Source organism: Mycobacterium sp., assembly GCF_049608025.1.
GTDB lineage: Bacteria > Actinomycetota > Actinomycetes > Mycobacteriales > Mycobacteriaceae > Mycobacterium.
On sequence record NZ_JBMYXC010000029.1, the window covers coordinates 1 to 21,068 of the forward strand.

Here is a 21,068-nt window from a genome sequence, read left to right on the forward strand (position 1 = left end):
CGTTCGCGGCCGTCGTACAACTCTTCGGCGCCAGCCTGCTGCTACCCGTGATGGTGGTCTGCGGCTTCCTGCTGGGCGGGGCCGGTCAGGTGGTGAAGCTGTGCGCCGACACCGCGATGCAGGTTGATGTCGAGGACGCGCTGCGTGGGCACGTATTCACGGTTCAGGATTCACTGTTCTGGATAACCTTCGTCGCCGCGATCGCCGGCGCCGCCGCGGTCATTCCGCCAGACGGCCATGCCCCGGCGCTCGCCGTCACAGGCTCCGGCCTCTACCTGCTGGGCTTGGCGGTTCACACAACGCTGGGGCGGCGATGAGTGTCCGCGCGGAGAGCAGATGGCACCGCGCCCGATCATCCGGATAAGGTGACCGGCATGGCTGCAGCAGCCCCGATAGTCACCGACCTGCGTGCCGAAAGCGACGACCTCGACGCGCTGGTCTGCGACCTGGAGCCCGCGCGCTGGGCGACCGAGACGCCCGCGCCGGGCTGGACGATCGCCCACCAGATCGCGCACCTGCTCTGGACCGATCGGGTCGCACTCACCGCCATCACCGATCAGCCTGGTTTCACCGAGATTCTCGGCCGCGCGGCCGAGAATCCCTCCGGTTTCGTCGACGCCGGCGCCGAGGAACTCGTCGGGCTCAGTCCCGCGGACCTGCTGGCCGACTGGCGCACCACCCGTGCGGTGTTGCACGAGGAGTTGCTGACCGTCGCCGACGGCCGCAAGCTGCCGTGGTTCGGGCCGCCGATGAGCGCGGCATCGATGGCCACCGCGCGGCTGATGGAGACGTGGGCGCACGGCCTGGATGTGGCCGATGCCCTCGGGGTGACGCGGGCCCCGACCGCGAGGCTGCGCTCGATCGCCCACATCGGCGTCCGCACCCGTGACTTCGCCTACGCGGTGAACGGGCTGACACCGCCGTCGGAACCGTTCCACGTGAAACTAACCGCGCCCGACGGGTCCGAGTGGACGTGGGGGCCCGAGGATGCCGCCCAGCAGGTCAGCGGCCCGGCCGAGCACTTCTGCATGCTCGTCACGCAGCGCCGTCCACGCTCGGAGTTGGCTGTTGTCGCGGTCGGCGAGGACGCCAACCGCTGGCTGGGTATCGCGCAGGCGTTCGCCGGGCAGCCGGGCGCCGGGCGTGACTGATACAGCTGTACGTCTATAGCTTTACGTCCAGCACTTCGGTAGCTCTCGGCGGCAGCGACCGCGCTCAAAATGCCACAGTTTGCGGCGCGTCAGCGTGCAAACACGCGCGCTCGGCGGGCCAGGCGCTCGGGCTAGATGGGGCCGGCGCTGTCGGCCCTGCCGTCGCCGTCGCTGTCGCCGAGTCGCACATCCCAGCGCCCGTCACCGTCAGTGTCCACCCATGCCACCCCGGTGCCGAAAGCCCGGTCCGCGAGCCCATCGCGGTCGATATCGGCAAGCCGCTCGGCGGGCTCGCCATCGCCGTCGAGGTCGACCGCGACCGCGGGCCCCACGGTCCGCTCGATTCCATCAAGCCCGAACCAGCGCATGCCGCCGCCCCGGTCCGCACTCACAGCCCAGGTCCCGGTTCCGTCGTCGGTGAAGTAGGTCTCCGGCCGGCCGTCCTCGTCCAGGTCGAGGACCGCGTGATCGGCTACCCCGTCGTCGTCGAGGTCGGCGAGCACGTCGTCGATCAGGCCGTCGCCGTCGACGTCGAGACCGATCGCCTCCAGCTGCCCGTCACCGTCCAGATCGCTGTCCGCATTGGCCGTCCACATGGTCGCCGAGCCGTCGGGGTCACCGATGCAGTACTCCATACCTGATCAGACGCGCGGTGGTGCGTTCTCGTTCCACCACTTGAGCAACTCCTGCACGGCATCCTCGTGGCTGAGCGGGCCACGATCCAGCCGGAGCTCCTTGAGGTGCGCCCAGGCACGGCCGACCTGCGGACCCGCCGGGATGTCCAAGATGCGCATGATCTCGTTACCGTCCAGGTCGGGGCGGACCCGGGCCAGATCCTCCTTGGCCGCGAGCGCGTCGATGCGGTGCTCCAAGTCGTCGTAGTTCGCCTGCAGCCGGGCCGCGCGGCGCTTGTTCCGGGTGGTGCAGTCGGCGCGCACCAACTTGTGCAGACGGCCCAGCAGCGGGCCGGCATCGGTGACGTAGCGCCGCACCGCCGAGTCGGTCCAACGGCCGTCTCCGTAACCGTGGAATCGCAGATGCAAGTAGACCAGCTGCGAGACATCGTCGACCATCTGCTTGGAATATCTCAGGGCACGCATCCGCTGGCGGGCCATCTTCGCGCCGACCACCTCGTGGTGATGAAAGCTGACCCCCCCGTCAGGTTCGTGCCTGCGCGTCGCCGGCTTGCCGATGTCGTGCAGCAATGCCGCCCACCGCAGCACCAGGTCCGGCGCACTGGCAACCTCCTCGAGCTCGATAGCCTGCTTGAGCACCTTCAGCGAATGCTGGTAGACGTCCTTGTGCTGGTGATGTTCGTCGATCGCCATCCGCATCGCCCCCACCTCGGGCAGCACCACCTCACCCAGACCCGCCTGAACCATGAGGTCGACGCCGGCGACGGGGTGGGCGCCCAGCAGGAGCTTGTCCAGTTCGGTTGCCACGCGTTCGGCGGTAATCCTGCCCAGCTGCGGCGCCATCTCCTCGAGTGCGCGGCGCACGCGCGGCGCCAGGGTGAAGCCGAGTTGAGAGACGAATCTGGCTGCGCGCAACATTCGCAGCGGATCGTCGCCGAAAGACACTTCCGGAGCCGCCGGCGTATCCAGCAGGCCGGCATCCAGGGCGCCCAACCCACCCAGCGGATCGAGGAACTCCGCAGGTCCTGCCGGGGAAATCCGAACCGCCATGGCGTTGACGGTGAAATCCCGTCGCACCAGATCCTCAACCAGTTCGGTGCCGAATCGGACGTCGGGATTTCGCGACACCTGGTCATAGGAATCGGCGCGGAAGGTGGTCAGCTCCAACCGTTCTGCACCCTTACCAACGCCGATCGTGCCGAACTCGATGCCGGTGTCCCACAGGGTGTCCGCCCAGCCGCGCAACAGCCGCTGCATCTGCTCGGGGCGGGCGTCCGTGGTGAAATCGAGATCGGAGCCCAGCCGGCCGAGCAGGGCGTCCCGGACGCTTCCCCCCACCAGATACAGCTGGTGTCCGTCCTCCGCGAAGAGCCCGCCGAGTGCCCGAAGTACCTCGCCGTGCCGCTCCAGCGACACTTGCGCGCCGGCCAACAGTTCGGAAACGTCGGCGCTGGGGGCGCTGTCTTGGCGGGGGTCGGACACGTCCGATGAGCATAGTGGTCACAGCCGTGTCACCGACCGGCGAGTGCGGCGAGGGCCGCTGTTCATCCCAACTACTATCGCTTGAGTGTCGGACGGCGAGCAGCCCAAACCCCGACGGCGCCGTGGTCGGCGCCGCGGCCGACGCGCGGTCGGTCCGCCTGAGGCGGCAGCCGACCAGACCGGCGGGCACCGCCGACACACGCCGTCCGGCCTGGAGAGTGCCCAGTCGACTCCGGCGCCCAAACCGCAGAAAGCGCGTCGCCGACGGCCCCCCGCCCGGCTTCGCACCGTGCATGAGACCTCCGCGGGAGGCCTGGTCATCGACGGTATCGACGGGCCCAAGGAAAGCCAGGTCGCGGCGCTGATCGGCCGTATCGACCGCCGGGGACGCATGTTGTGGTCGCTGCCGAAGGGCCATATCGAGGTGGGTGAGACCGCAGATCAGACCGCGATCCGCGAAGTCGCCGAGGAGACCGGCATCCAGGGCAGCGTGCTGGCAGCGTTGGGCAGCATCGACTATTGGTTCGTCACCGAGAGCCGGCGCGTGCACAAGACCGTGCACCATTACTTGATGCGGTTTCTGGGCGGTGAGCTCTCCGACGAGGACGTCGAGGTCACGGAGGTGGCCTGGGTACCGCTGGGCGAACTGCCGTCGCGGCTCGCCTACGCCGATGAACGGCGTCTCGCGCAGGTTGCCGACGAGTTGATCGACAAGCTGCAGTCCGACGGGCCCGGCGCCTTGCCGCCGCTGCCCCGCACAGCCCCCCGGCGGCGGGGACAGACACACTCGCACACCCGCAAGAAAAGGCCTGACACCACCGCTCAACCACAGCCCGGCCAGCGGACGAACGGTTGCGGACCGGGCCCGTGAGCGGGCCGCCCGTACGGCTGCTGGCCACCGTCACCACGTTGCTATTGGCGCTGCTGCCGCTGGCCGGTTCCGGGGTGGCAGAAGGTCGGCCGGGGATCACCCCTTTCCTGCATGTTCAGATCGACAGCGTCACCCCCGACGTCATCACCACGACCAGCGAGCCCGTGGTCACCGTTTCCGGCAAGATCAGCAACGTCGGCGATCGCGTGGTCCGCGACGTGGTGGTGCGGTTGGAGCGCGCCGCCGCAGTCTCGTCCTCGAGCGCGCTTCGCACTGACCTGGCCGGCGACGTCGCTCAGTACACGCCGGTGGCCGACTTCATTACGGTAGCCCCCGAAATTGCCCGCGGACAGGACATTCCATTCCGTCTGGCCTATCCGCTGCGCTCCGCGGACCGTCCCTCACTGGACATCGAGAGTCCCGGCGTCTACCCCGTCATGGTCAATGTGAACGGCACCCCCGACTACGGGGCACCTGCCCGGCTCGACGACTCGCGGTTCCTGCTGCCGGTGCTCGGGGTGCCCCCCGATGAGGCACCTGACGCCGGCGAAGCCAATGCGCTGAGCTCCGTCGTGCCGCCGAACATCACTCGACCGGTCGGGTTGACGATGTTCTGGCCATTGGCCGACCGACCACGACTGGCCGCCGGCGCCCCGGGGGGCACGACCCCTGTTCGGCTGATCGACGACGACCTCGCGACGTCGCTGGCCACCGGAGGACGCCTCGACATCATGCTGACCGCAGTCGACTTCGCGACCAGCCCGGAGGTCAATCCCGGCGGTGAGATCACACCTGCGCTATGTCTGGCCGTCGACCCCGACCTACTCGTCACGGTCAACGCGATGACCGGCGGCTACGTCGTCAACGACGCCGCCGACGCGGGCCCGGGTACCCCCACGCACCCAGGTACCGGGCAGCAGGCCGCCGTCGACTGGCTCAACAGGCTCAAGCTGCTCGCCCAACGGATGTGTGTGGCACCGACGACCTACGCCCAGGCCGACCTCGACGCCCTGCACCGGGTCGCCGACCCCGGACTGTCGGCCGCGGCCACCACCGGGGCCGCCAACATCGTCGACCGGATCCTGGGCATCAACTCGACCCGCGGCGCCAGCCTGGTCGGCGACGGACCGCTGACCGGACCTGCGGTGCAGTTACTGTCCCAACAGGGTCCCACCGTGGCGATCGGCGCTGCCCAGCTGTCCGGTTCCGGCGTCTCGGACGGCGGCGCACCCGAGACCGCCGACACCAGCCCCGTGCGCTACACACCCACTGTGGTCGCGGCCCCTTTCGACCCCGCGGTCGGGGCGGCGCTGGCCGGTATGGGCGCCGCCCCCGAATCACCTTCCTATCTCGACCCGTCCCTGGACATCGCACTGAAACAGGACACCGCGGTGGCTCGGCGCCAGGATGGGCTCGCCTCGATGCTGTGGCGCAGCCTCCAGCCCGACACCGTGCCGCGAACCCAGATCCTGATGCCTCCCCTGCTGTGGAATCTGTCAGCCCTGGACGCGCAGTCCGTTCTGACCGCGGTGGCTACCAGCATCCGGGCCGGACTGACGGTTCCACGTCCGCTGGCCGCGCTGATCGAGGAGGCCAACGCGGTGACCGAATCCACTGCACTGCCGTCTGGGCCGCTGGGCAACCCCCGGGGGCGGTTCGACGACGAGGTGGTCTCGGGCATAGCCGCGGTCAACGGCCGGCTCGGGGGCCTGACGGCGGCACTGACCACCGACGAACGCACCGGGCAGACCGGCGGCCAGTACACGGCACCGCTGCGCGAGGATCTACTTCGCGCACTGAGCCTTTCGGTGCCGCCCAACGCCCGCAACGGGTTGGCCCAGCAACGGCTCACCACGGTGGCACGCACCGTGGAGGACTTGTTCACGGCCGTCGCCATCGTCAACCCGGGCGGCTCATACACCTTGGCGACCGAACGCAGCCCGCTACCGCTGGCACTTCGCAACGACCTGCCGGTGCCGATCCGGGTAAGGCTGGACATCGACGCTCCCCCCGGTATGACGGTGACCGACATGGGTGAGATCGTGCTACCGCCTGGCTTCCTGCCGCTGAAGGTACCGATCGAGGTGCACTTCACCCAGCGGGTGGCAGTGGACGTCACGCTGCGCACCGCCGAGGGCCTGCCGCTGGGTGAGCCGGTTCGGTTGTCGGTGCACTCCAACGCCTACGGCAAGCTGCTCTTCTTCATCACGTTATCCGCCGGCGCAGTCCTGTTCCTGCTGGCGGGCCGGCGGCTGTGGCACCGGTTCCGCGGCCAGCCCGACCGGGCCGATCTCGACCGCCCCGACCCGATCGAGGTGGCGCTGGCATACCGCGATGACGAGGCCGGCCAAGACGCTCCCCGGCGGCGCCCGTGAGTAATCCCGACCGCGCCGAATTGTCGGACTCGGCGGTGGTATCGCGGTCGTGGGGAATGGCCGCGGCCACGCTTGTCAGCAGGCTCACCGGTTTCGCCCGGATCGTGCTCCTCGCGGCGATCCTCGGTGCCGCTCTGTCCAGCGCGTTCACCGTGGCCAACCAATTGCCCAACCTCATCGCCGCGCTGGTCCTCGAGGCGACGTTCACCGCGATCTTCGTGCCGGTCCTCGCGCGCGCCGAGCGTGACGACTCCGACGGCGGCGCCGCATTCGTCCGGCGCCTGCTCACCCTGGCCACCGCGCTGCTGCTGCTGGTAACCCTGGCCTCGACACTGGCGGCGCCGCTGCTGGTCGACCTGATGCTGGGTTCGGAACCGCTGGTGAACCGTTCGCTGACCACAGCGTTCGCCTACCTACTGCTTCCGCAGATCATCTTCTACGGACTGTCTTCGGTTTTCATGGCGATCCTGAACACCCGCAACATCTTCGGGCCCCCGGCGTGGGCGCCGGTGGTCAACAATGTCATCGCGATCCTCACCCTGGGGCTGTATGTCCTTGTGCCTGGTGAACTTTCGATCGATCCCGTCGAGATGGGCAACGCGAAGCTGCTGGTGCTCGGCATCGGCACGACCCTGGGTGTAGTGGCCCAGGCCGCAGTGTTGTTCGTCGCTATCCGTGCCCAGCGGATCAGCCTGCGCCCGCTGTGGGGTATCGACGCTCGCCTCAAGAGGTTCGGGATGATGGCACTGGCAATGGTGCTCTACGTCCTCATCAGCCAGATCGGGTTGATTGTCGGTAACCAGATCGCCAGTGCCGCAGCCGCATCCGGTCCCGCCATCTACAACTACACCTGGTTGGTGCTGCAGCTGCCGTTCGGCATCATCGGCGTCACCGTGCTGACGGTCGTGATGCCCCGCCTGTCGCGCAATGCCGCCGCCGACGACGGCCCCGCGGTGCTGGCCGACCTGTCCCTGGCGACCCGGCTGACCATGGTCACGCTGATCCCGATCGTGGCGATGATGACCATCGGTGGCCCGGCGATCGGCAGCGCGCTGTTCGCCTACGGCAACTTCGGCGACGTCGACGCCGGCTATCTCGGCATGGCGATCACCCTGTCGGCGTTCACTCTGATCCCCTATGCGCTGGTTCTGCTGCAGCTGCGGGTGTTCTACGCGCGCCAGGAGCCCTGGACGCCGATCGCGCTGATCGTCGTGATCACGGCGGTGAAGATCGCCGCCTCGCTGGCCGCGCCGCACCTCACCGACGACCCCGATCTCGTGGCCGGATACCTGGGCCTGGCCAACGGGCTGGGGTTCTTGGCCGGCGCAACCCTGGGCTACTTCCTACTGCGCGCCCGCCTCGACCCGCCGGACGGGCGGCTGATCGGCTTTGACGTGGTCCGCACCATCCTGGTGACCATCGCCGCATCGATGGTTGCGGGCCTGACCGCCCACCTCGTCGACACGCTCCTCGGGCTCGAGGATCTGACCAGCAAGTGGGGTGGCGCCGGTTCGCTGCTGAGGCTGACGGTGCTCGGCATCATCATGGCCCCGATCATCGTCGCGGTGTTGCTGGGAGCCAGGGTGCCCGACGCGCACGCAGCACTCGCCGCGGTCCGCCGGCGCTTCCTGTCTCGCCCGGCGGCAGCCGCGACACCGGCACCGCGGCCTCCCGTACGGCCACGCGGCGACAGCAACCTCCCGTACGCTGATCAACGGAATCTGTCCTCGTCTCGCCGGCTTCCGCATTCGACGACGGCGCAGCGGGGACCTTCGGCTGAGGTTGCCGACGACTCGAGGCGGAAAGGATCTGCGGTGAGCGACAAACCCGCCGGTGGCTTCCCCCCGGGCTCAGACAACGCCGGGCCTCCCCAGCCGACCCGCGTCAACCGCCCGTCAGCTGACGACTTTCAGCCCGACGTGCCAGACACTTTCGGGGCGCACGCGAAGCCGGCCTACCCCGGCACTCCGAGTCCGCCGTCGCACGCCGCGGCCCCACCGGCACGTCCGCCCGCCGATTTCGGCAGTAACCCGACCCGCGAAGACCCGACCCGCGAAGACCCGACCCGCGAGGACCCGACCCGCGAACCGCCGGCTTTCGATGCACCCCGGCAACCGCCGATCGAGGGGGCGCTCCCGGCCGAATCCGTCAAGTTGATCCCCGGGGCGATGATCGCCAACAGGCGCTACCGGCTCCTGGTTTTCCACGGCGGTCCCAACCACCTCCAGTTCTGGCAGGCACTCGACACTGCGCTCGACCGCCAGGTGGCGCTGACGTTCGTCAGCCCCGACGGCTCGCTGCCCGAGCGATACGTACAGGAGATCCTGACCCGCACCCAGCGGCTGAGCAGCCTCGACGTGCCCGGCGTGGCGCGCGTGCTCGACGTCGCCAGCACCGGATCCGGCGGCCTGGTGGTCTCCGAGTGGATCCGGGGCGGCTCGCTGGCCGAGGTCGCCGACACCACACCGTCCCCGATCGGCGGCGCCCGGGCAATCCAGTCGCTGGCGGCGGCCGCCGATGCCGCACACCGCAACGGTGTGACCCTATCCGTGGACCATCCCAGTCGGATCCGTGTCAGCATCGAGGGCGACGTGGCACTGGCGTTCCCGGCCACGATGCCCGACGCCACGCCCGAGGAGGACATTCGCGGTATCGGGGCGGCACTGTATGCGCTGCTGATCGATCGATGGCCGCTGCCCGAATCCGGTGAACGCAGTGGACTCGCGCCCGCCGAACTGGATGCGGCCGGGCAGCCCATCGAACCTCGCGCTTTCGATCGCGATATCCCGTTCCAGATCTCCGCCGCCGCATCGCACGCCGTCCAGGAGGGCGGCGGGATTCGCAGCGCACCCACCCTGCTGAACCTGCTGCAGCAGGCCACGGCGATCGCCGACCGCACAGATCATCTCGCGCCGGTAGAGGTCGCCGCACCCGACACCGGCACCGGCTCCGGCACCGGGGGCTGGCTCCGTACCGCATCCGACCCCGACGCCGAGCAACGCCGGCGCAAATTCCTGATGATCGGACTCGCGGTGGCTGCCGTGGTCGTCGTCGTGGCATTGGTTCTGCTGACGAGCGTGCTCGGCCGGATCTTCGGCGATGTCGGCGACGGTCTCGGTGGCGACGAACTCGGCCTGAATGCACCCTCTTCGTCAGAAAGCGCGGCTCCCATTCGCGACGGTTCGGTCATCGAACCCGTTCGCGCAACAGTATTCTCGCCCGGGGGCGAGGCCGACGCACCCGCGCTGGCCGGGCTCGCGATCGACGGCGACCCGACGACGGTCTGGCCCACCGACACCTACACCGACGCGAAACCCTTCCCTGCCTTCAAGAACGGGGTCGGCCTGATGCTGCAGCTGCCGAAACCCGCCGTTCTCGGCTCGGTCACGATCAACGTCAACAGCACCGGTACCGCCGTGCAGATTCGGTCCTCGCCGACATCGACGCCGTCGGCCTTGGATGACACGACTGCCCTCACCAAGCCCACGCCGCTGAAGACGGGCTCCACCATCATCGAGGTGGACGACGCGTCGCCGACATCGAACGTACTGGTGTGGATTTCCACCCTCGGATCGGTAGACGGTGAGAGCCGAGCCGACATCTCGGAGATCACCCTCAAAGCGGCGTCCTGACCTACCGCTGGCCGTACATCCTTGTGCGGCGCAGGTCGGAAGGGCCCGAGAAAATTGGTGTCCCAGGCCACCCCCGGCGCCGATTAGTGTTCGCCTGTGGGGATATTCGGGGGACCGCGGGAGCACACCGGGCGGCTACGCACCGATGCCGAGTTGCTCACCGCGCACATCAGCGGTGACCGGTATGCATTCGAGGAGCTGTTCTACCGCCACCATCGTCAGCTCTACCGGCTGGCCCTACTCACCAGCCGGGACCCCGACGACGCGGCCGATGCGCTGCAGGACGCGCTGTTGGCCGCGCACCGTGCCGCTCGCACATTTCGCAACGACTCCGCAGTCAGCAGTTGGCTATACCGCATCGTCGTCAATGCGTGCCTGGACCGGTTGCGCCGCAACAAATCCCATACCTACGAAGAGTTGGACGAACAGATGTGCCGGGCCGTCGATCCGACCCGGCGGGCGGACACCGCGATGGTGGTGCAGCGCGCCCTGATGCGCCTTCCCGTCGAGCAGCGCGCCGCGGTCGTGGCCGTCGACATGCAGGGGTATTCGGTAGCCGAGACCGCCCGCATCCTCGGGGTGGCGGAGGGCACGGTGAAAAGCAGGTGCTCGCGCGCCCGCAGCAAGCTCGCGACATCGCTGGCCTGCATCGCCGCTGGTGCCACCACCACCGAGTAAGCCCCGTCGGATAACCTCGAAACCATCTTCAGGGGCGACGACCGGGGGGCAGCGATGGGCGACGGCGCAGGCCCCCCGCCTGACTCGAGTCCCGATCCCGCTCCCATTGACCTCACCCCCGAACTGCTCGCCGACCTGCAGGCCGGGCTGCTCGATGACGCCACCGCCGCCCGGGTCCGAAGCCGTGCCCGCTCCGATCCCGAGGCAGCACGCACGCTGGCACTACTCCATTCGGTACGGCGCGAACTGGCCCAGCTGGGCCGGGGTGAGGGTGCTGATCAGGCTGCGCCTGACGTGCCGGCCAACGTCACCGCCAGGGTGAGCGCCGCGTTGCGCACCGCTCCGGATCCCGGTTCGCCGTCGGCCGGCGGCGGCCACACCGTGTCGCGGCCGCGGCTGACGCGGGCGCAGCGGGCGGGCCTGGTCATCGGAAGCTGCGCGGTGGCGACGGCGGTCGTCCTCGGTGCGCTCGTCCTGACCCACGATCCCGGGCCGGCGTTTCCGGCGGGTCCCACCGCAGCCCAGATCACCGTGAACAGGACCGCATCCTCTGATGTTCCTGCGTCTGATTTTCCGTTGTCTGATGCAGAGCTCCGCGCGGCGCTCTCTGAGCAGCAAGATCTGGGTCCCCTCGCCGACCCTCAGCGGCGCGCCTCCTGCCTGGCCGGTCTCGGCTACTCCCCCACCCTGCAGGTGCTCGGTGGCCACGCCCTCGAGATATCCGGCCAGCCGGGCGTGCTGCTGCTCGTTCCCTTCGGCACGCCGGAGCAGATCGGCGCGGTGGTGGTCAAGCCAAGCTGCAACGCCGCGGACACTGGTCTACTCGCCGAAACGGTGCTGACCGCGCCCTGAACTAGCCAGCAGCGCCCGGCGACGCGCCGGAGGTATCGACGGGAACACCTCGGCTTACTCTGTTGTTCAGGAAACTGCGGTTGTTCCAACTCTGGCCGCGCGCAGAAAGGCTCCCATGACATCACCCATCGTCCATGACGTCATCGTCGTCGGATCCGGCCCAGCCGGCTACACAGCGGCTATATACGCCGCCCGCGCCCAGCTCAAACCGTTGGTGTTCGAAGGCACCCAGTTCGGCGGCGCACTCATGACCACGACCGAGGTGGAGAACTATCCAGGCTTCCGCGAAGGCATCACCGGCCCCGAGTTGATGGATGAGATGCGCGAGCAGGCGCTGCGCTTCGGCGCCGACCTCCGCATGGAGGACGTCGACGCCGTCGACCTGGCCGGGCCGGTCAAGACCGTCACCGTCGGCGATGAGACACACCGGGCCCGCGCCGTGATTCTGGCCATGGGTGCCGCCGCCCGGCACCTGGGTGTGCCCGGGGAGGCCGCCCTGCTCGGCATGGGCGTCAGCACCTGCGCCACCTGTGACGGCTTCTTCTTCCGGGACCAGGACATCGCCGTGGTCGGTGGCGGCGACTCGGCCATGGAGGAGGCCACCTTCTTGACCCGGTTCGCCCGCAGTGTCACGCTGATCCACCGTCGCGACGAGTTCCGCGCGTCCAAGATCATGCTCGAGCGGGCCCAGACCAATGAGAAGATCCGGTTCCTGACCAACACCGACGTCACCGGCATCGACGGCGACCCCAAGGTGACCGGTATCCAGCTGCGAAACTCTGCGACCGGCGCGGAATCCACGCTGGCCGTGACGGGTGTCTTCGTCGCTATCGGCCATGACCCCCGCTCCGAGCTGGTGCGCGACCAGGTGGAGCTCGACGCCGCAGGTTACGTGAAAGTGCAGGGCCGCAGCACTTTCACCTCGATCGAGGGCGTGTTCGCCGCAGGCGATCTCGTCGACCACACCTACCGGCAGGCCATCACCGCTGCTGGAAGTGGTTGTGCCGCATCGATCGACGCGGAGCGCTGGCTCGCCGAAACCTCTCACTCTTCAACCGACGACAACGATCTGATAGGAGCACAGCAATGAGCAAGCCGGATGCCGGATCGACGGTAGCGGTCACCGATGATTCGTTCGCCGGGGATGTGCTGGCGAGCAGCACACCGGTGTTGGTGGACTTCTGGGCAACGTGGTGCGGCCCATGCAAAATGGTCGCCCCGGTGCTTGAAGAGATCGCTGCGGAAAAGGCCGGCGCATTGACCGTCGCCAAGATTGACGTCGATGCGAACCCGGCGACCGCCCGCGACTTTCAGGTGGTGTCGATCCCGACAATGATCCTGTTCAAGGATGGTGCGCCGGTCAAGCGAATCGTGGGCGCCAAGGGCAAGGCCGCGCTGCTGCGCGAACTCAGCGACCTGGTCTAGCGCTGCGCTGAAACGGCATTTCACGGTCCGGCGCCGCATTTCAACGCCCTAACGACTGGCTGGAGTTTTCCCGAATCGCGAGTTCGTCTGAGACAATGCTGGCTATGTCGAGTCTGCGCCGCGGTGATCGCGGGTGTGCGGTCGCCGAGGTCCGGGCTGCCCTATCCGCCTTGGGCTTGATCGACAATCCCGACGAGGACCTGACCACCGGTAAGCAGATTGCGGCGGACATGTTCGACGGCGAACTCGACCATGCAGTCCGGGCGTTCCAGCAGCACCGCGGCCTGCTGGTGGACGGCATCGTCGGCGAAGCGACCTACCGCGCCCTCCGGGAAGCCTCCTACCGACTCGGCGCACGCACCCTCAATCATCAGTTCGGGGCGCCGATGTACGGCGACGACGTGGCCACCCTTCAAGCCCGCCTTCAGGATCTGGGTTTCTATACCAACTTGGTCGACGGATACTTCGGTCTGCTGACCCACAATGCGCTGATGTCCTACCAACGGGAATACGGGCTGTATCCCGACGGCATCTGCGGACCGGATACGTTGCGCTCCTTGTATTTTCTTGGCTCCCGGGTGACCGGCGGATCTCCACACGCCATCCATGAGGAAGAGCTTGTCCGCAATTCCGGACCCCGCTTGTCGGGCAAGCGGATCATTATCGATCCGGGCCGCGGCGACTGCGATCGCGGTCTGATCATGGACGGTCCGACCGGTCCCCTCAGCGAAGCAGACGTCCTGTGGGACTTGGCACGTCGCCTCGAGGCCCGCATGACCGCGATCGGGATGGAGACGTTTCTCTCCCGCCCGACCAACCGCGCACCGACCGATGCCGAACGCGCCGCCACTGCCAATTCCGTTGGGGCCGACCTGATGATCAGCCTGCGCTGCGCAACGCAGGCCACCCCGTCCGCCAACGGCGTCGCCTCGTTCCATTTTGGGAATTCACACGGTTCGGTATCCACCATCGGACGCAACCTGGCCGACTTCATTCAGCGAGAAGTGGTGGCGCGTACAGGATTACAGGACAGCCGCGTACACGGCCGGACTTGGGATCTACTCAGACTCACCCGGATGCCCACCGTTCAGGTCGATATCGGCTACATCACCAATGCCGGAGACCGGGAAATGTTGGTCTCGCCGGAATCTCGCGATTCCATCGCCGAGGGCATGCTCGCCGCCATCAAGCGGCTCTATCTCCTGGGCAAGAACGACCGCCCCACCGGTACGTTCACCTTCGCCGAGTTGCTCGCCCACGAGCACTCCGTGGAACAGGCCCGCCGGGCCTAGCGCCCTAGGGGTTCGCCCCCGCCCCGACGGGCTGTTGAAGTTGGGCACTTTGGAGCAATCGCTCCAGCGCGGCCTCGACGTCAGCCTTCCATCCAAGCCCCTGCTCGAGTTCCAGCCGCAGCCGCGGAAAGTAGGTGTGCGGCGACACCACAACGAACCCGACGTCCAGAAGCAGGTCGGTGGCGAGCACGCAGCGCCCGACGGAGCAGTCACCGAGTGCCGCCATCACCGGCGCCGCGTCGGCGGGCACCCGGGCCGGATCGGACAGTTCGGCCACCTCAGGTGATCGGCCGAATGCTTCCAGCGCGCGAACACCGCGGCGGACCAAGTCGCCGACAACCGCGGCGATCAACATCCCGGGCAGCTCCGCACTCCCTGCGCCCGGCTCGACCCCGAGGGTGGTGAGCAAAACGGCATCGGGACTGACCGGCCCGGTCGGGAAACGTCCGGCCCGGGGCACCACGCGGGGCGGCGCGTAGAACGCGTACCCGAGACAGGGTTCGTCGGTCGGCTCCAGCCCTGGGTCACTGCCCTCGGTCCGGTCGCGGCACTCCTCCACCGCCAACTGTCCGCACGATCCCCACTGGAGCATGACCATCGACAGCCACGCTTCCTTCTCGAACTCCGGATCCGATAGGTGGTCGTCGGTACCTACCGTCGGCGGATCGACCTCCCAGTACACGCAACGCCGCGCATGCTTGGGAAGCTGCTCGAATGCTTCGAGCCGGAGGGGCGTGATTCGCGTGGCCACTACACTCCCGAGTTCCTACGCCGCACAAGAACGCACGGCAGCCCTACCAGAATAGAAGGAGCGGGCCGGACCGGCGGTGCTTCGTCCGCACGAGACCCCCTCGCCGCGGTCCGGTGACGAATTCGACTGGGCCACAACGAGTCTCCCCAGAAGGTCCGGCTGAGCAGTGAATTCGAGGCCGCCAGTGTCACAGTGACGTAATTCGTCGGTAGGACCGGTCACGGCGACGACGTGTTCATGAGCTCCACAATCCGCTGCAAATCGTCCACCGAGCCGAACTCCACAACGATCTTGCCTTTCCGCTTGCCCAGGCTGACGGTGACCCGGGTATCGAAGGCCGTGGACAACTGCTCGGCGACATCTTGCAGCCCGGGCATCCGGATCGGCTTGCGGCGGGGCGCAGTGGGCGGAGCGCCTCCCTCGCGATTGGCCAGAGTCACGGCCTCCTCCGTCGCGCGCACCGACAGGCCCTCGGCGACTATCCGCGCCGCGAGTTCCTCCTGGAGTTCGGCACCGCCCTCGAGCGCCAGCAGCGCCCGCGCGTGACCCGCCGACAGCACTCCGGCCGCGACCCGCCGCTGCACAGCGATAGGAAGCCGGAGCAAGCGGATCATGTTGGTGATCAGTGGCCGCGAGCGGCCGATACGGGTTGCGAGTTCCTCGTGGGTGACGTCGAACTCCTCGAGCAGCTGTTGATAAGCCGCCGCCTCTTCCAACGGGTTCAGTTGGGCGCGGTGGATGTTCTCCAAGAGCGCATCGCGCAACATGCTGTCGTCGGCGGTTTCCCGAACGATCGCGGGGATCGTTGCGACCCCGGCCTGCTGCGCGGCGCGCAGCCGCCGCTCCCCCATGACGAGTTGGTAGCGCGGGGAGTCTCCCCCCTCATCTCCGGGCGCCACTCGCACCACGATCGGCTGCATCAATCCGAACTCGCGGATGGAGTGCACGAGCTCGGCGAGTGCCTCTTCGTCAAACACCTGGCGCGGCTGCCGCGGATTCGGATCGATCTTCGACGGTGCGATCTCCTGGTACACCGCACCGACGGAACTCGCCTCCGGTGCCGCCGTCGCCGGACCTCCCAGGACCACATCGGCGGCCGCTGCGCCCATCCGAGGACCCAGGGTGGCTGGCGCGTCCGGGCCGGCGGGGCCCGTCGGAATCAGCGAGGCCAGACCGCGGCCCAGTCCGCTGCGCTTACGTGCCGCGTTGTTCATCGGTTCCCTCTTCTCTTCGCGCAGATGCGCATCGCGGATGGACTTGTCCCGTGCGGAGTCGTCCGGCACCTGCTGGTCCCGTATGCGCTCATCGGGATTGTCCCGGCACGCCTCGCTGCGCCAGTTCCCGGCTCGCATCCAAATAGCTCATCGCGCCGCGCGAGCCGGGGTCGTAGTCGATGATCGTCATCCCGTAGCCCGGAGCTTCGGAGACTTTGACGCTGCGCGGGATGACGGTTCGCAGCACTTTGTCCCCGAAATGTGCACGCACGTCCGTCGCTACTTGATCAGCCAGCTTCGTCCTCCCGTCGTACATCGTCAGAACCACGGTCGTCACATCGAGCTTGGGATTGAGATGGGCCTTGACCATTTCGATGTTGCGCAACAGCTGCCCCACCCCCTCGAGGGCGTAGTACTCGCACTGGATCGGGATGAGAACCTCGGGCGCAGCGACCAATGCGTTGATCGTCAGCAGTCCCAGAGACGGCGGGCAGTCGATGAAGACGTAGTCGAAGTCGTGGTTCTTGAGCTCGGCGAGCGCGGCCCGCAACCTTCCCTCGCGGGCTACCATGCTGACCAATTCGATCTCGGCTCCGGCAAGGTCGATGGTGGCCGGGATGCAGAAGAGGCGGTCGCTGTGCGGGCTCCGCTGCAGCGCGCTCTCGACGGACATCTCCCCGATCAGGACCTCGTAGGAAGAGGGCGTGCCCGGCCGATGCTCGATTCCCAGGGCGGTACTGGCGTTGCCCTGGGGGTCGAGATCGATCACCAGCGTGGGCGAACCTTGTAACGCCAGGGCCGCCGCGATGTTGACCGCGGTCGTGGTTTTCCCTACGCCGCCCTTCTGATTGGCGATGGTGAAAACCCGTTGATGCGCCGGCCTGGGGAGCTGTCGTTGTGTCGCCGCCTGCATCAGCCGCGCCGCGCGCTCGGCCTCGGCCCCGATCGGCGTATCGGCCTCCCACGTTTCACGTGAAACATCGGAGGCAACCGCCTGGGGTTCCCGGCCCTGGGGAACGGACATCATCTGCGCTTCCCTCCCTGGGATCGCTTCCCCCGCCGAAGCTGCTGGGACCCCTGACACCCTACGACCACCGTCACTGGCGGATCCACGAAACGGGCGCCACATTTCATCACCTTCACCTCGGTCAGGCCGAGCCTTGTCATAGCGCGGCGATGCTCGCGGATCTCGTCCTCGGCGCGCTCTCCCTTGATGGCCAGCATCCGGCCACCCGGCCCCAGCAACGGGGCGCTCCACTTCGTCAGCTTGTCCAACGAGGCCACTGCCCGAGACACCACCGCATCCGCCTCCCCCACTTCGTCGCGTACGGTTCGATCCTCGGCCCGGCCCCGGACAACCCTGCAGTCGATACCCAGTTCGTCGATCACCTCGCGAAGGAAGTCGCTGCGGCGAAGCAGCGGTTCGATGAGCGTCACGCGAACGTCCGGTCGAGCCAACGCCAACGGTATCCCCGGCAACCCGGCTCCACTGCCAATGTCGGCGATATGCTCCTCGGGGTTAAGCAACTCCGACACGGCCGCGCTATTCAGCACGTGTCGGTCCCATACCCGCTCCACTTCACGCGGGCCGAGCAGCCCGCGCTCGACGCCAGCTCCCGCCAGGATTCCTGCATACCGGTGCGCACTCTCCACCGCGCCGCCGAACACCGCAGCGGCTGCGGGCGGCGGTGGCGGTACCTCCGTGTGTTTCACGTGAAACATCCTCCGAATGTCCGCGACCGAAGCCCGCTACTCCCCCGAACTACATCGTTGTAACTCTTGGTCAGTCGGCGAGAACGACGACCCGGCGCGACGGCTCCACGCCCTCGCTCTCGCTGTGCACGCCCTGCACGCCAGCCACCGCGTCATGGACGATCTTGCGCTCGAAGGGCGTCATCGGCGACAGCTCCTCGCGCACACCGGTCTCGAGGACCCGCTGCGCGACCTCATCCCCCAGTGCCGACAGGTCGTCCCGCCGGCGCCGGCGCCACTGCGCGATGTCGAGCATGAGGCGGCTTCGCTCGCCTGTCTTTTGGTGAACTGCTAACCGGGTCAACTCCTGGAGCGCGTCGAGCACCTCTCCCTTGCGGCCGACCAACTTCGTGAGGTCTCCGCCGCCATCGATGCTCACGATGGCGCGGTCCCCCTCCACATCCAGATCGATGTCGCCGTCGAAGTCCAAGAGATCCAACAGCTCTTCGAGATAGTCGCCGGCGATCTCCCCTTCGGCGACCAACCTGTCTTCACCATCCCGACCGCCCGCGGCAGCCTCCGCGGCCGCGGCCGGACCGTCCCCGGCACCCCGGGTCTCCGGGGCATCCGCGGCGGCAGCCGGGGCGTCCGCGGCATCGTGGGCCGCGTTCTCCGTCCCGTCCACATCCTCGCTGCGCTCCGCGGTGTCGGCGGTGGCAGTTTCTGCGTTGGTCATATAGACCCCTCTCCCTCGTTCGCGGTCACCCGCTCGTCAACGTTTCCGCTTCTTCGGCCGGGCGCCGGGTTTGGGCGTGCGGTTCGCCGCCCCGTTGCGCGCCGCAGGTTTGGTGCCGCCCCGGCCACCTTTGGACGACCCCGATCCTCGGGCGGTTCCGCCCTGCCCACCTTTGGACGACCCCGACCCTTTGGCGGTTCCGCCCTGCCCACCTTTGGACGACCCCGACCCTTTGGCGGGTCCACCCTGGCTACCTCTGGACGACCCCGGCCCTTTGGCGGCGTCGTTTTTGGGTTCGGCGGGTTCAGCGGGTTCGTCGGTCTCGGCGGTCTCGGCGGTCTCGGCGCCATCCGGCGCCGAGATGACTTCCTGGGCGGTGCCTGCCGCGTCGGCACCCGCCTTCTTCTTCCGTTTCGGTTTGGCGCCGGGGGCCGGCGCATTGGCGGCGCGGCGCTCCAGGGCTTCGAGCTTCTTCTGCTCTTCTTCGTGTTCGATCTTGCCGAACACGTAGTGCTGCTGACCGAAGGTCCAGATGTTGTTCGCCAGCCAGTACATGATGATCGCCAGCGGCAGGAACGGCCCACCAACCACCACGCCGAGCGGAAACACGTAGAGCGCGAGCTTGTTCATCATCGCGGTCTGCGGACTGGCCGCCGCCTCGGGGCTCTGCCTCGCCACCGACGCCCGGCTGTTGAAGTACGTCGCGATACCGGCGGCAATCATGATCGGCACGCTGACCGCGATCAGCGCGGGCCTGCTGAACTCGCCGAACTGCGTGAACGCCTCCAGTCCGCTTTTCTGCGTCATGAACGCACCCAGCGGCGCGCCGAAGAAGTTCGCGTCGAGGAAGTTTCCTACGTCGGTGGCACTGAACACGTAATTGCCGAGCCGCCGATTCTCTTCGACCGACAAGTTGAGGTGCCCGATCCCGAACCCGCCCGTTCGGTTGAAGGATCGCAAGACGTGAAACAGGCCGATGAACACCGGGATCTGCGCCAGCATCGGGAGGCACCCCAACACCGGATTGAAGCCGTGTTCGCGCTGCAGCTTCTGCATCTCGAGCGCCATGCGCTGACGGTCCTTGCCGTACTTCTTCTGCAGCGCCTTGATCTGGGGCTGCAGTTCCTGCATCTGGCGGGTCGTGCGGATCTGCCGGACGAACGGCTTGTAGAGGATCGCGCGCAGTGTGAAGACCAGGAACACCACCGACAGCGCCCAGGCGAAGAAGTTGGCCGGGCCGAGCAGGAAGGCAAAGGCCTTGTACCAGATCCACATGATCGCCGACACCGGGTAGTAGATGATGTCGAGGCTCATCCAATTAAACACGCGTCTGACTCTCCCCTTGCTGCACCGTACTGATCCCGTCTTCGGTGACGCCGCGGGCACATTCGGCGGCTTCGCTTCGGCACTCTCCGCGGGCTGTTTCTCGGTCCGGTATCGGATCCCACCCTCCGTGATGCCACGGTCCGCATTTCAGCAGACGCACCGCGGCGAGCCACCCGCCCCGGATCGCACCGAACTCGGTGAGAGCGTCGATTGCGTACTGGCTGCAGGTGGGCGTGAACCGACAGGTCGGTGGCCGCAACGGAGAAATCGCGTGGCGGTAGAGCTGAATCATGAAGACCGCTGCCCGCGCGACGGACGACCGTGCGGTCACCTAGATACTCCGGAGCGCAACTCGATGCGCTGGAGCGCGGTCCTCAGTTCTTGCTCCAACCGCGTCGACGGCGCGTGCCGGCTACTGGGCAGCGCGCGGATCACCACCCGGTCCGCGGGGCCGAGATCCTCGAGAATGGTTCGCGCAGCGTGCCGCAGTCGGCGGGACACCTGGTGCCGTTGGACTGCGTTACCGACCGCTTTGGACACGACCAGACCTATTCGCGGGCCGGATCGGCCGGCCCTGTCAGACCGGGTGTACACAACGATGTTCGGCTGCGCGGCCCGCGTCCCTTGACTAACCGTGACAGCGAACTCGGTGGAGCTCGTCATCCGGTACTGCGCCGGAAGCACCTCGTCAGACCTTGCGCCGCATCACGCAGTCAGTGAGCGACGGCCCTTGCGGCGCCGATCCGACACGATGGCCCGCCCGGCGCGCGTACGCATCCGCAGCCGGAACCCGTGCACCCTCGCGCGACGACGATTATTGGGCTGAAACGTCCGCTTGCCCTTGGCCACGGCTGTCACTCCTTGTTGCGTCTAGCCTTCTGCGATCAAGCAGCCATGAACCCTCATGGCTGGCGTGCCGCAGTCGGCCGTTGGTAAGTCGTCCGTCTCGCATTACT

General features: G+C 67.6%; 20 protein-coding genes and 1 pseudogene. 10 read left to right on the forward strand and 11 right to left on the reverse strand.

Going from position 1 to position 21,068, the window contains the following annotated elements; translation table 11 throughout:
* A pseudogene (locus ACPGXI_RS11185) lies at window positions 1-317 on the forward strand (MFS transporter); the annotation flags it as partial.
* A gap of 57 nt (window positions 318-374) precedes the next feature.
* Window positions 375-1,151 (forward strand): TIGR03084 family metal-binding protein, encoded by a 777-nt coding sequence (locus ACPGXI_RS11190; RefSeq protein WP_526652801.1) that lies wholly within the window; start codon window positions 375-377, stop codon window positions 1,149-1,151.
* 131 nt (window positions 1,152-1,282) lie between these two features.
* Here the strand turns inward: ACPGXI_RS11190 and ACPGXI_RS11195 are convergent, their stop codons facing one another.
* Together ACPGXI_RS11195 and ACPGXI_RS11200 are read right to left on the reverse strand one after the other, a co-directional pair.
* Window positions 1,283-1,786, reverse strand: a complete 504-nt coding sequence (locus tag ACPGXI_RS11195; RefSeq protein ID WP_526652803.1) for a pullulanase — start codon at window positions 1,784-1,786, stop codon at window positions 1,283-1,285.
* Between the two features lie 6 nt (window positions 1,787-1,792).
* Window positions 1,793-3,268 (reverse strand): CCA tRNA nucleotidyltransferase, encoded by a 1,476-nt coding sequence (locus ACPGXI_RS11200; protein WP_526652805.1) that lies wholly within the window; start codon window positions 3,266-3,268, stop codon window positions 1,793-1,795.
* A gap of 85 nt (window positions 3,269-3,353) precedes the next feature.
* On the opposite strand from ACPGXI_RS11200, the gene ACPGXI_RS11205 reads away from it, so the two are divergent.
* The 8 genes from ACPGXI_RS11205 to ACPGXI_RS11240 all read left to right on the forward strand — a co-directional run bounded on the left by ACPGXI_RS11205 (window position 3,354) and on the right by ACPGXI_RS11240 (window position 14,393).
* On the forward strand, window positions 3,354-4,139 hold the full coding sequence (locus tag ACPGXI_RS11205) for an NUDIX hydrolase (RefSeq protein ID WP_526652807.1): 786 nt from the start codon (window positions 3,354-3,356) through the stop codon (window positions 4,137-4,139).
* Entirely contained in the window at window positions 4,136-6,514 is a 2,379-nt protein-coding gene (locus ACPGXI_RS11210; RefSeq protein ID WP_526652809.1) for a DUF6049 family protein, read from the forward strand. The genes ACPGXI_RS11205 and ACPGXI_RS11210 overlap by 4 nt, the downstream gene beginning before the upstream one ends.
* 56 nt (window positions 6,515-6,570) lie before the next feature.
* On the forward strand, window positions 6,571-10,146 hold the full coding sequence (gene murJ, locus ACPGXI_RS11215) for a murein biosynthesis integral membrane protein MurJ (protein ID WP_526652867.1): 3,576 nt from the start codon (window positions 6,571-6,573) through the stop codon (window positions 10,144-10,146).
* A 96-nt stretch (window positions 10,147-10,242) separates the two neighbouring features.
* Entirely contained in the window at window positions 10,243-10,824 is a 582-nt protein-coding gene (gene sigM, locus ACPGXI_RS11220) for an RNA polymerase sigma factor SigM (RefSeq protein ID WP_526652811.1), read from the forward strand.
* Window positions 10,825-10,878: 54 nt separating this feature from the next.
* Window positions 10,879-11,676, forward strand: coding sequence for an RsmA family anti-sigma factor (locus ACPGXI_RS11225; protein ID WP_526652813.1), 798 nt, complete (start codon window positions 10,879-10,881; stop codon window positions 11,674-11,676).
* A gap of 115 nt (window positions 11,677-11,791) precedes the next feature.
* Window positions 11,792-12,766: a thioredoxin-disulfide reductase gene (gene trxB, locus ACPGXI_RS11230; protein ID WP_526652815.1), complete on the forward strand. Its 975-nt coding sequence runs from the start codon at window positions 11,792-11,794 to the stop codon at window positions 12,764-12,766.
* Window positions 12,763-13,101, forward strand: a complete 339-nt coding sequence (gene trxA / locus ACPGXI_RS11235) for a thioredoxin (protein WP_526652817.1) — start codon at window positions 12,763-12,765, stop codon at window positions 13,099-13,101. The genes trxB and trxA overlap by 4 nt, the downstream gene beginning before the upstream one ends.
* 104 nt (window positions 13,102-13,205) lie before the next feature.
* Window positions 13,206-14,393, forward strand: coding sequence for an N-acetylmuramoyl-L-alanine amidase (locus ACPGXI_RS11240; protein ID WP_526652819.1), 1,188 nt, complete (start codon window positions 13,206-13,208; stop codon window positions 14,391-14,393).
* Window positions 14,394-14,397: 4 nt separating this feature from the next.
* Here ACPGXI_RS11240 and ACPGXI_RS11245 read toward each other — a convergent pair whose 3' ends face one another.
* The 9 genes from ACPGXI_RS11245 to rpmH form a co-directional block, all read right to left on the reverse strand.
* Window positions 14,398-15,144, reverse strand: a complete 747-nt coding sequence (locus tag ACPGXI_RS11245) for an acetyltransferase (RefSeq protein WP_526652821.1) — start codon at window positions 15,142-15,144, stop codon at window positions 14,398-14,400.
* Window positions 15,145-15,362: 218 nt separating this feature from the next.
* Window positions 15,363-16,358 (reverse strand): ParB/RepB/Spo0J family partition protein, encoded by a 996-nt coding sequence (locus ACPGXI_RS11250; protein WP_526652869.1) that lies wholly within the window; start codon window positions 16,356-16,358, stop codon window positions 15,363-15,365.
* Between the two features lie 88 nt (window positions 16,359-16,446).
* The gene (locus ACPGXI_RS11255; RefSeq protein ID WP_526652823.1) at window positions 16,447-17,385 is read right to left on the reverse strand and encodes a ParA family protein; all 939 of its coding nucleotides are present in this window, start codon (window positions 17,383-17,385) and stop codon (window positions 16,447-16,449) included.
* Window positions 17,382-18,071 carry a 16S rRNA (guanine(527)-N(7))-methyltransferase RsmG gene (rsmG, locus tag ACPGXI_RS11260; RefSeq protein WP_526652825.1) on the reverse strand — a complete coding sequence of 230 codons (690 nt, stop codon included), beginning with the start codon at window positions 18,069-18,071 and terminating at the stop codon, window positions 17,382-17,384. The genes ACPGXI_RS11255 and rsmG overlap by 4 nt, the downstream gene beginning before the upstream one ends.
* Before the next feature lie 70 nt (window positions 18,072-18,141).
* Window positions 18,142-18,786, reverse strand: a complete 645-nt coding sequence (locus ACPGXI_RS11265) for a Jag family protein (RefSeq protein ID WP_526652827.1) — start codon at window positions 18,784-18,786, stop codon at window positions 18,142-18,144.
* Window positions 18,787-18,822: 36 nt separating this feature from the next.
* Window positions 18,823-20,100, reverse strand: a complete 1,278-nt coding sequence (gene yidC / locus ACPGXI_RS11270) for a membrane protein insertase YidC (protein ID WP_526652871.1) — start codon at window positions 20,098-20,100, stop codon at window positions 18,823-18,825.
* 4 nt (window positions 20,101-20,104) lie between these two features.
* Window positions 20,105-20,404, reverse strand: coding sequence for a membrane protein insertion efficiency factor YidD (gene yidD, locus ACPGXI_RS11275; RefSeq protein ID WP_526652873.1), 300 nt, complete (start codon window positions 20,402-20,404; stop codon window positions 20,105-20,107).
* A 35-nt stretch (window positions 20,405-20,439) separates the two neighbouring features.
* Window positions 20,440-20,796 carry a ribonuclease P protein component gene (rnpA, locus tag ACPGXI_RS11280; RefSeq protein WP_526652829.1) on the reverse strand — a complete coding sequence of 119 codons (357 nt, stop codon included), beginning with the start codon at window positions 20,794-20,796 and terminating at the stop codon, window positions 20,440-20,442.
* 21 nt (window positions 20,797-20,817) lie between these two features.
* Window positions 20,818-20,961: a 50S ribosomal protein L34 gene (gene rpmH, locus ACPGXI_RS11285; protein ID WP_014818477.1), complete on the reverse strand. Its 144-nt coding sequence runs from the start codon at window positions 20,959-20,961 to the stop codon at window positions 20,818-20,820.
* Window positions 20,962-21,068: the final 107 nt, after the last annotated feature.

Bases quoted from the DNA above. Each gene is read 5' to 3' on its own strand.
- ACPGXI_RS11265 (WP_526652827.1), bottom strand. From the start codon at position 18,786: ATGACCAACGCAGAAACTGCCACCGCCGACACCGCGGAGCGCAGCGAG.
- trxA (WP_526652817.1), top strand. From the start codon at position 12,763: ATGAGCAAGCCGGATGCCGGATCGACGGTAGCGGTCACCGATGATTCG.
- trxB (WP_526652815.1), top strand. From the start codon at position 11,792: ATGACATCACCCATCGTCCATGACGTCATCGTCGTCGGATCCGGCCCA.
- ACPGXI_RS11240 (WP_526652819.1), top strand. From the start codon at position 13,206: ATGTCGAGTCTGCGCCGCGGTGATCGCGGGTGTGCGGTCGCCGAGGTC.
- ACPGXI_RS11225 (WP_526652813.1), top strand. From the start codon at position 10,879: ATGGGCGACGGCGCAGGCCCCCCGCCTGACTCGAGTCCCGATCCCGCT.
- ACPGXI_RS11250 (WP_526652869.1), bottom strand. From the start codon at position 16,358: ATGAACAACGCGGCACGTAAGCGCAGCGGACTGGGCCGCGGTCTGGCC.
- yidC (WP_526652871.1), bottom strand. From the start codon at position 20,100: ATGAGCCTCGACATCATCTACTACCCGGTGTCGGCGATCATGTGGATC.
- ACPGXI_RS11255 (WP_526652823.1), bottom strand. From the start codon at position 17,385: ATGATGTCCGTTCCCCAGGGCCGGGAACCCCAGGCGGTTGCCTCCGAT.
- ACPGXI_RS11190 (WP_526652801.1), top strand. From the start codon at position 375: ATGGCTGCAGCAGCCCCGATAGTCACCGACCTGCGTGCCGAAAGCGAC.
- yidD (WP_526652873.1), bottom strand. From the start codon at position 20,404: ATGATTCAGCTCTACCGCCACGCGATTTCTCCGTTGCGGCCACCGACC.
- murJ (WP_526652867.1), top strand. From the start codon at position 6,571: ATGGCCGCGGCCACGCTTGTCAGCAGGCTCACCGGTTTCGCCCGGATC.
- ACPGXI_RS11195 (WP_526652803.1), bottom strand. From the start codon at position 1,786: ATGGAGTACTGCATCGGTGACCCCGACGGCTCGGCGACCATGTGGACG.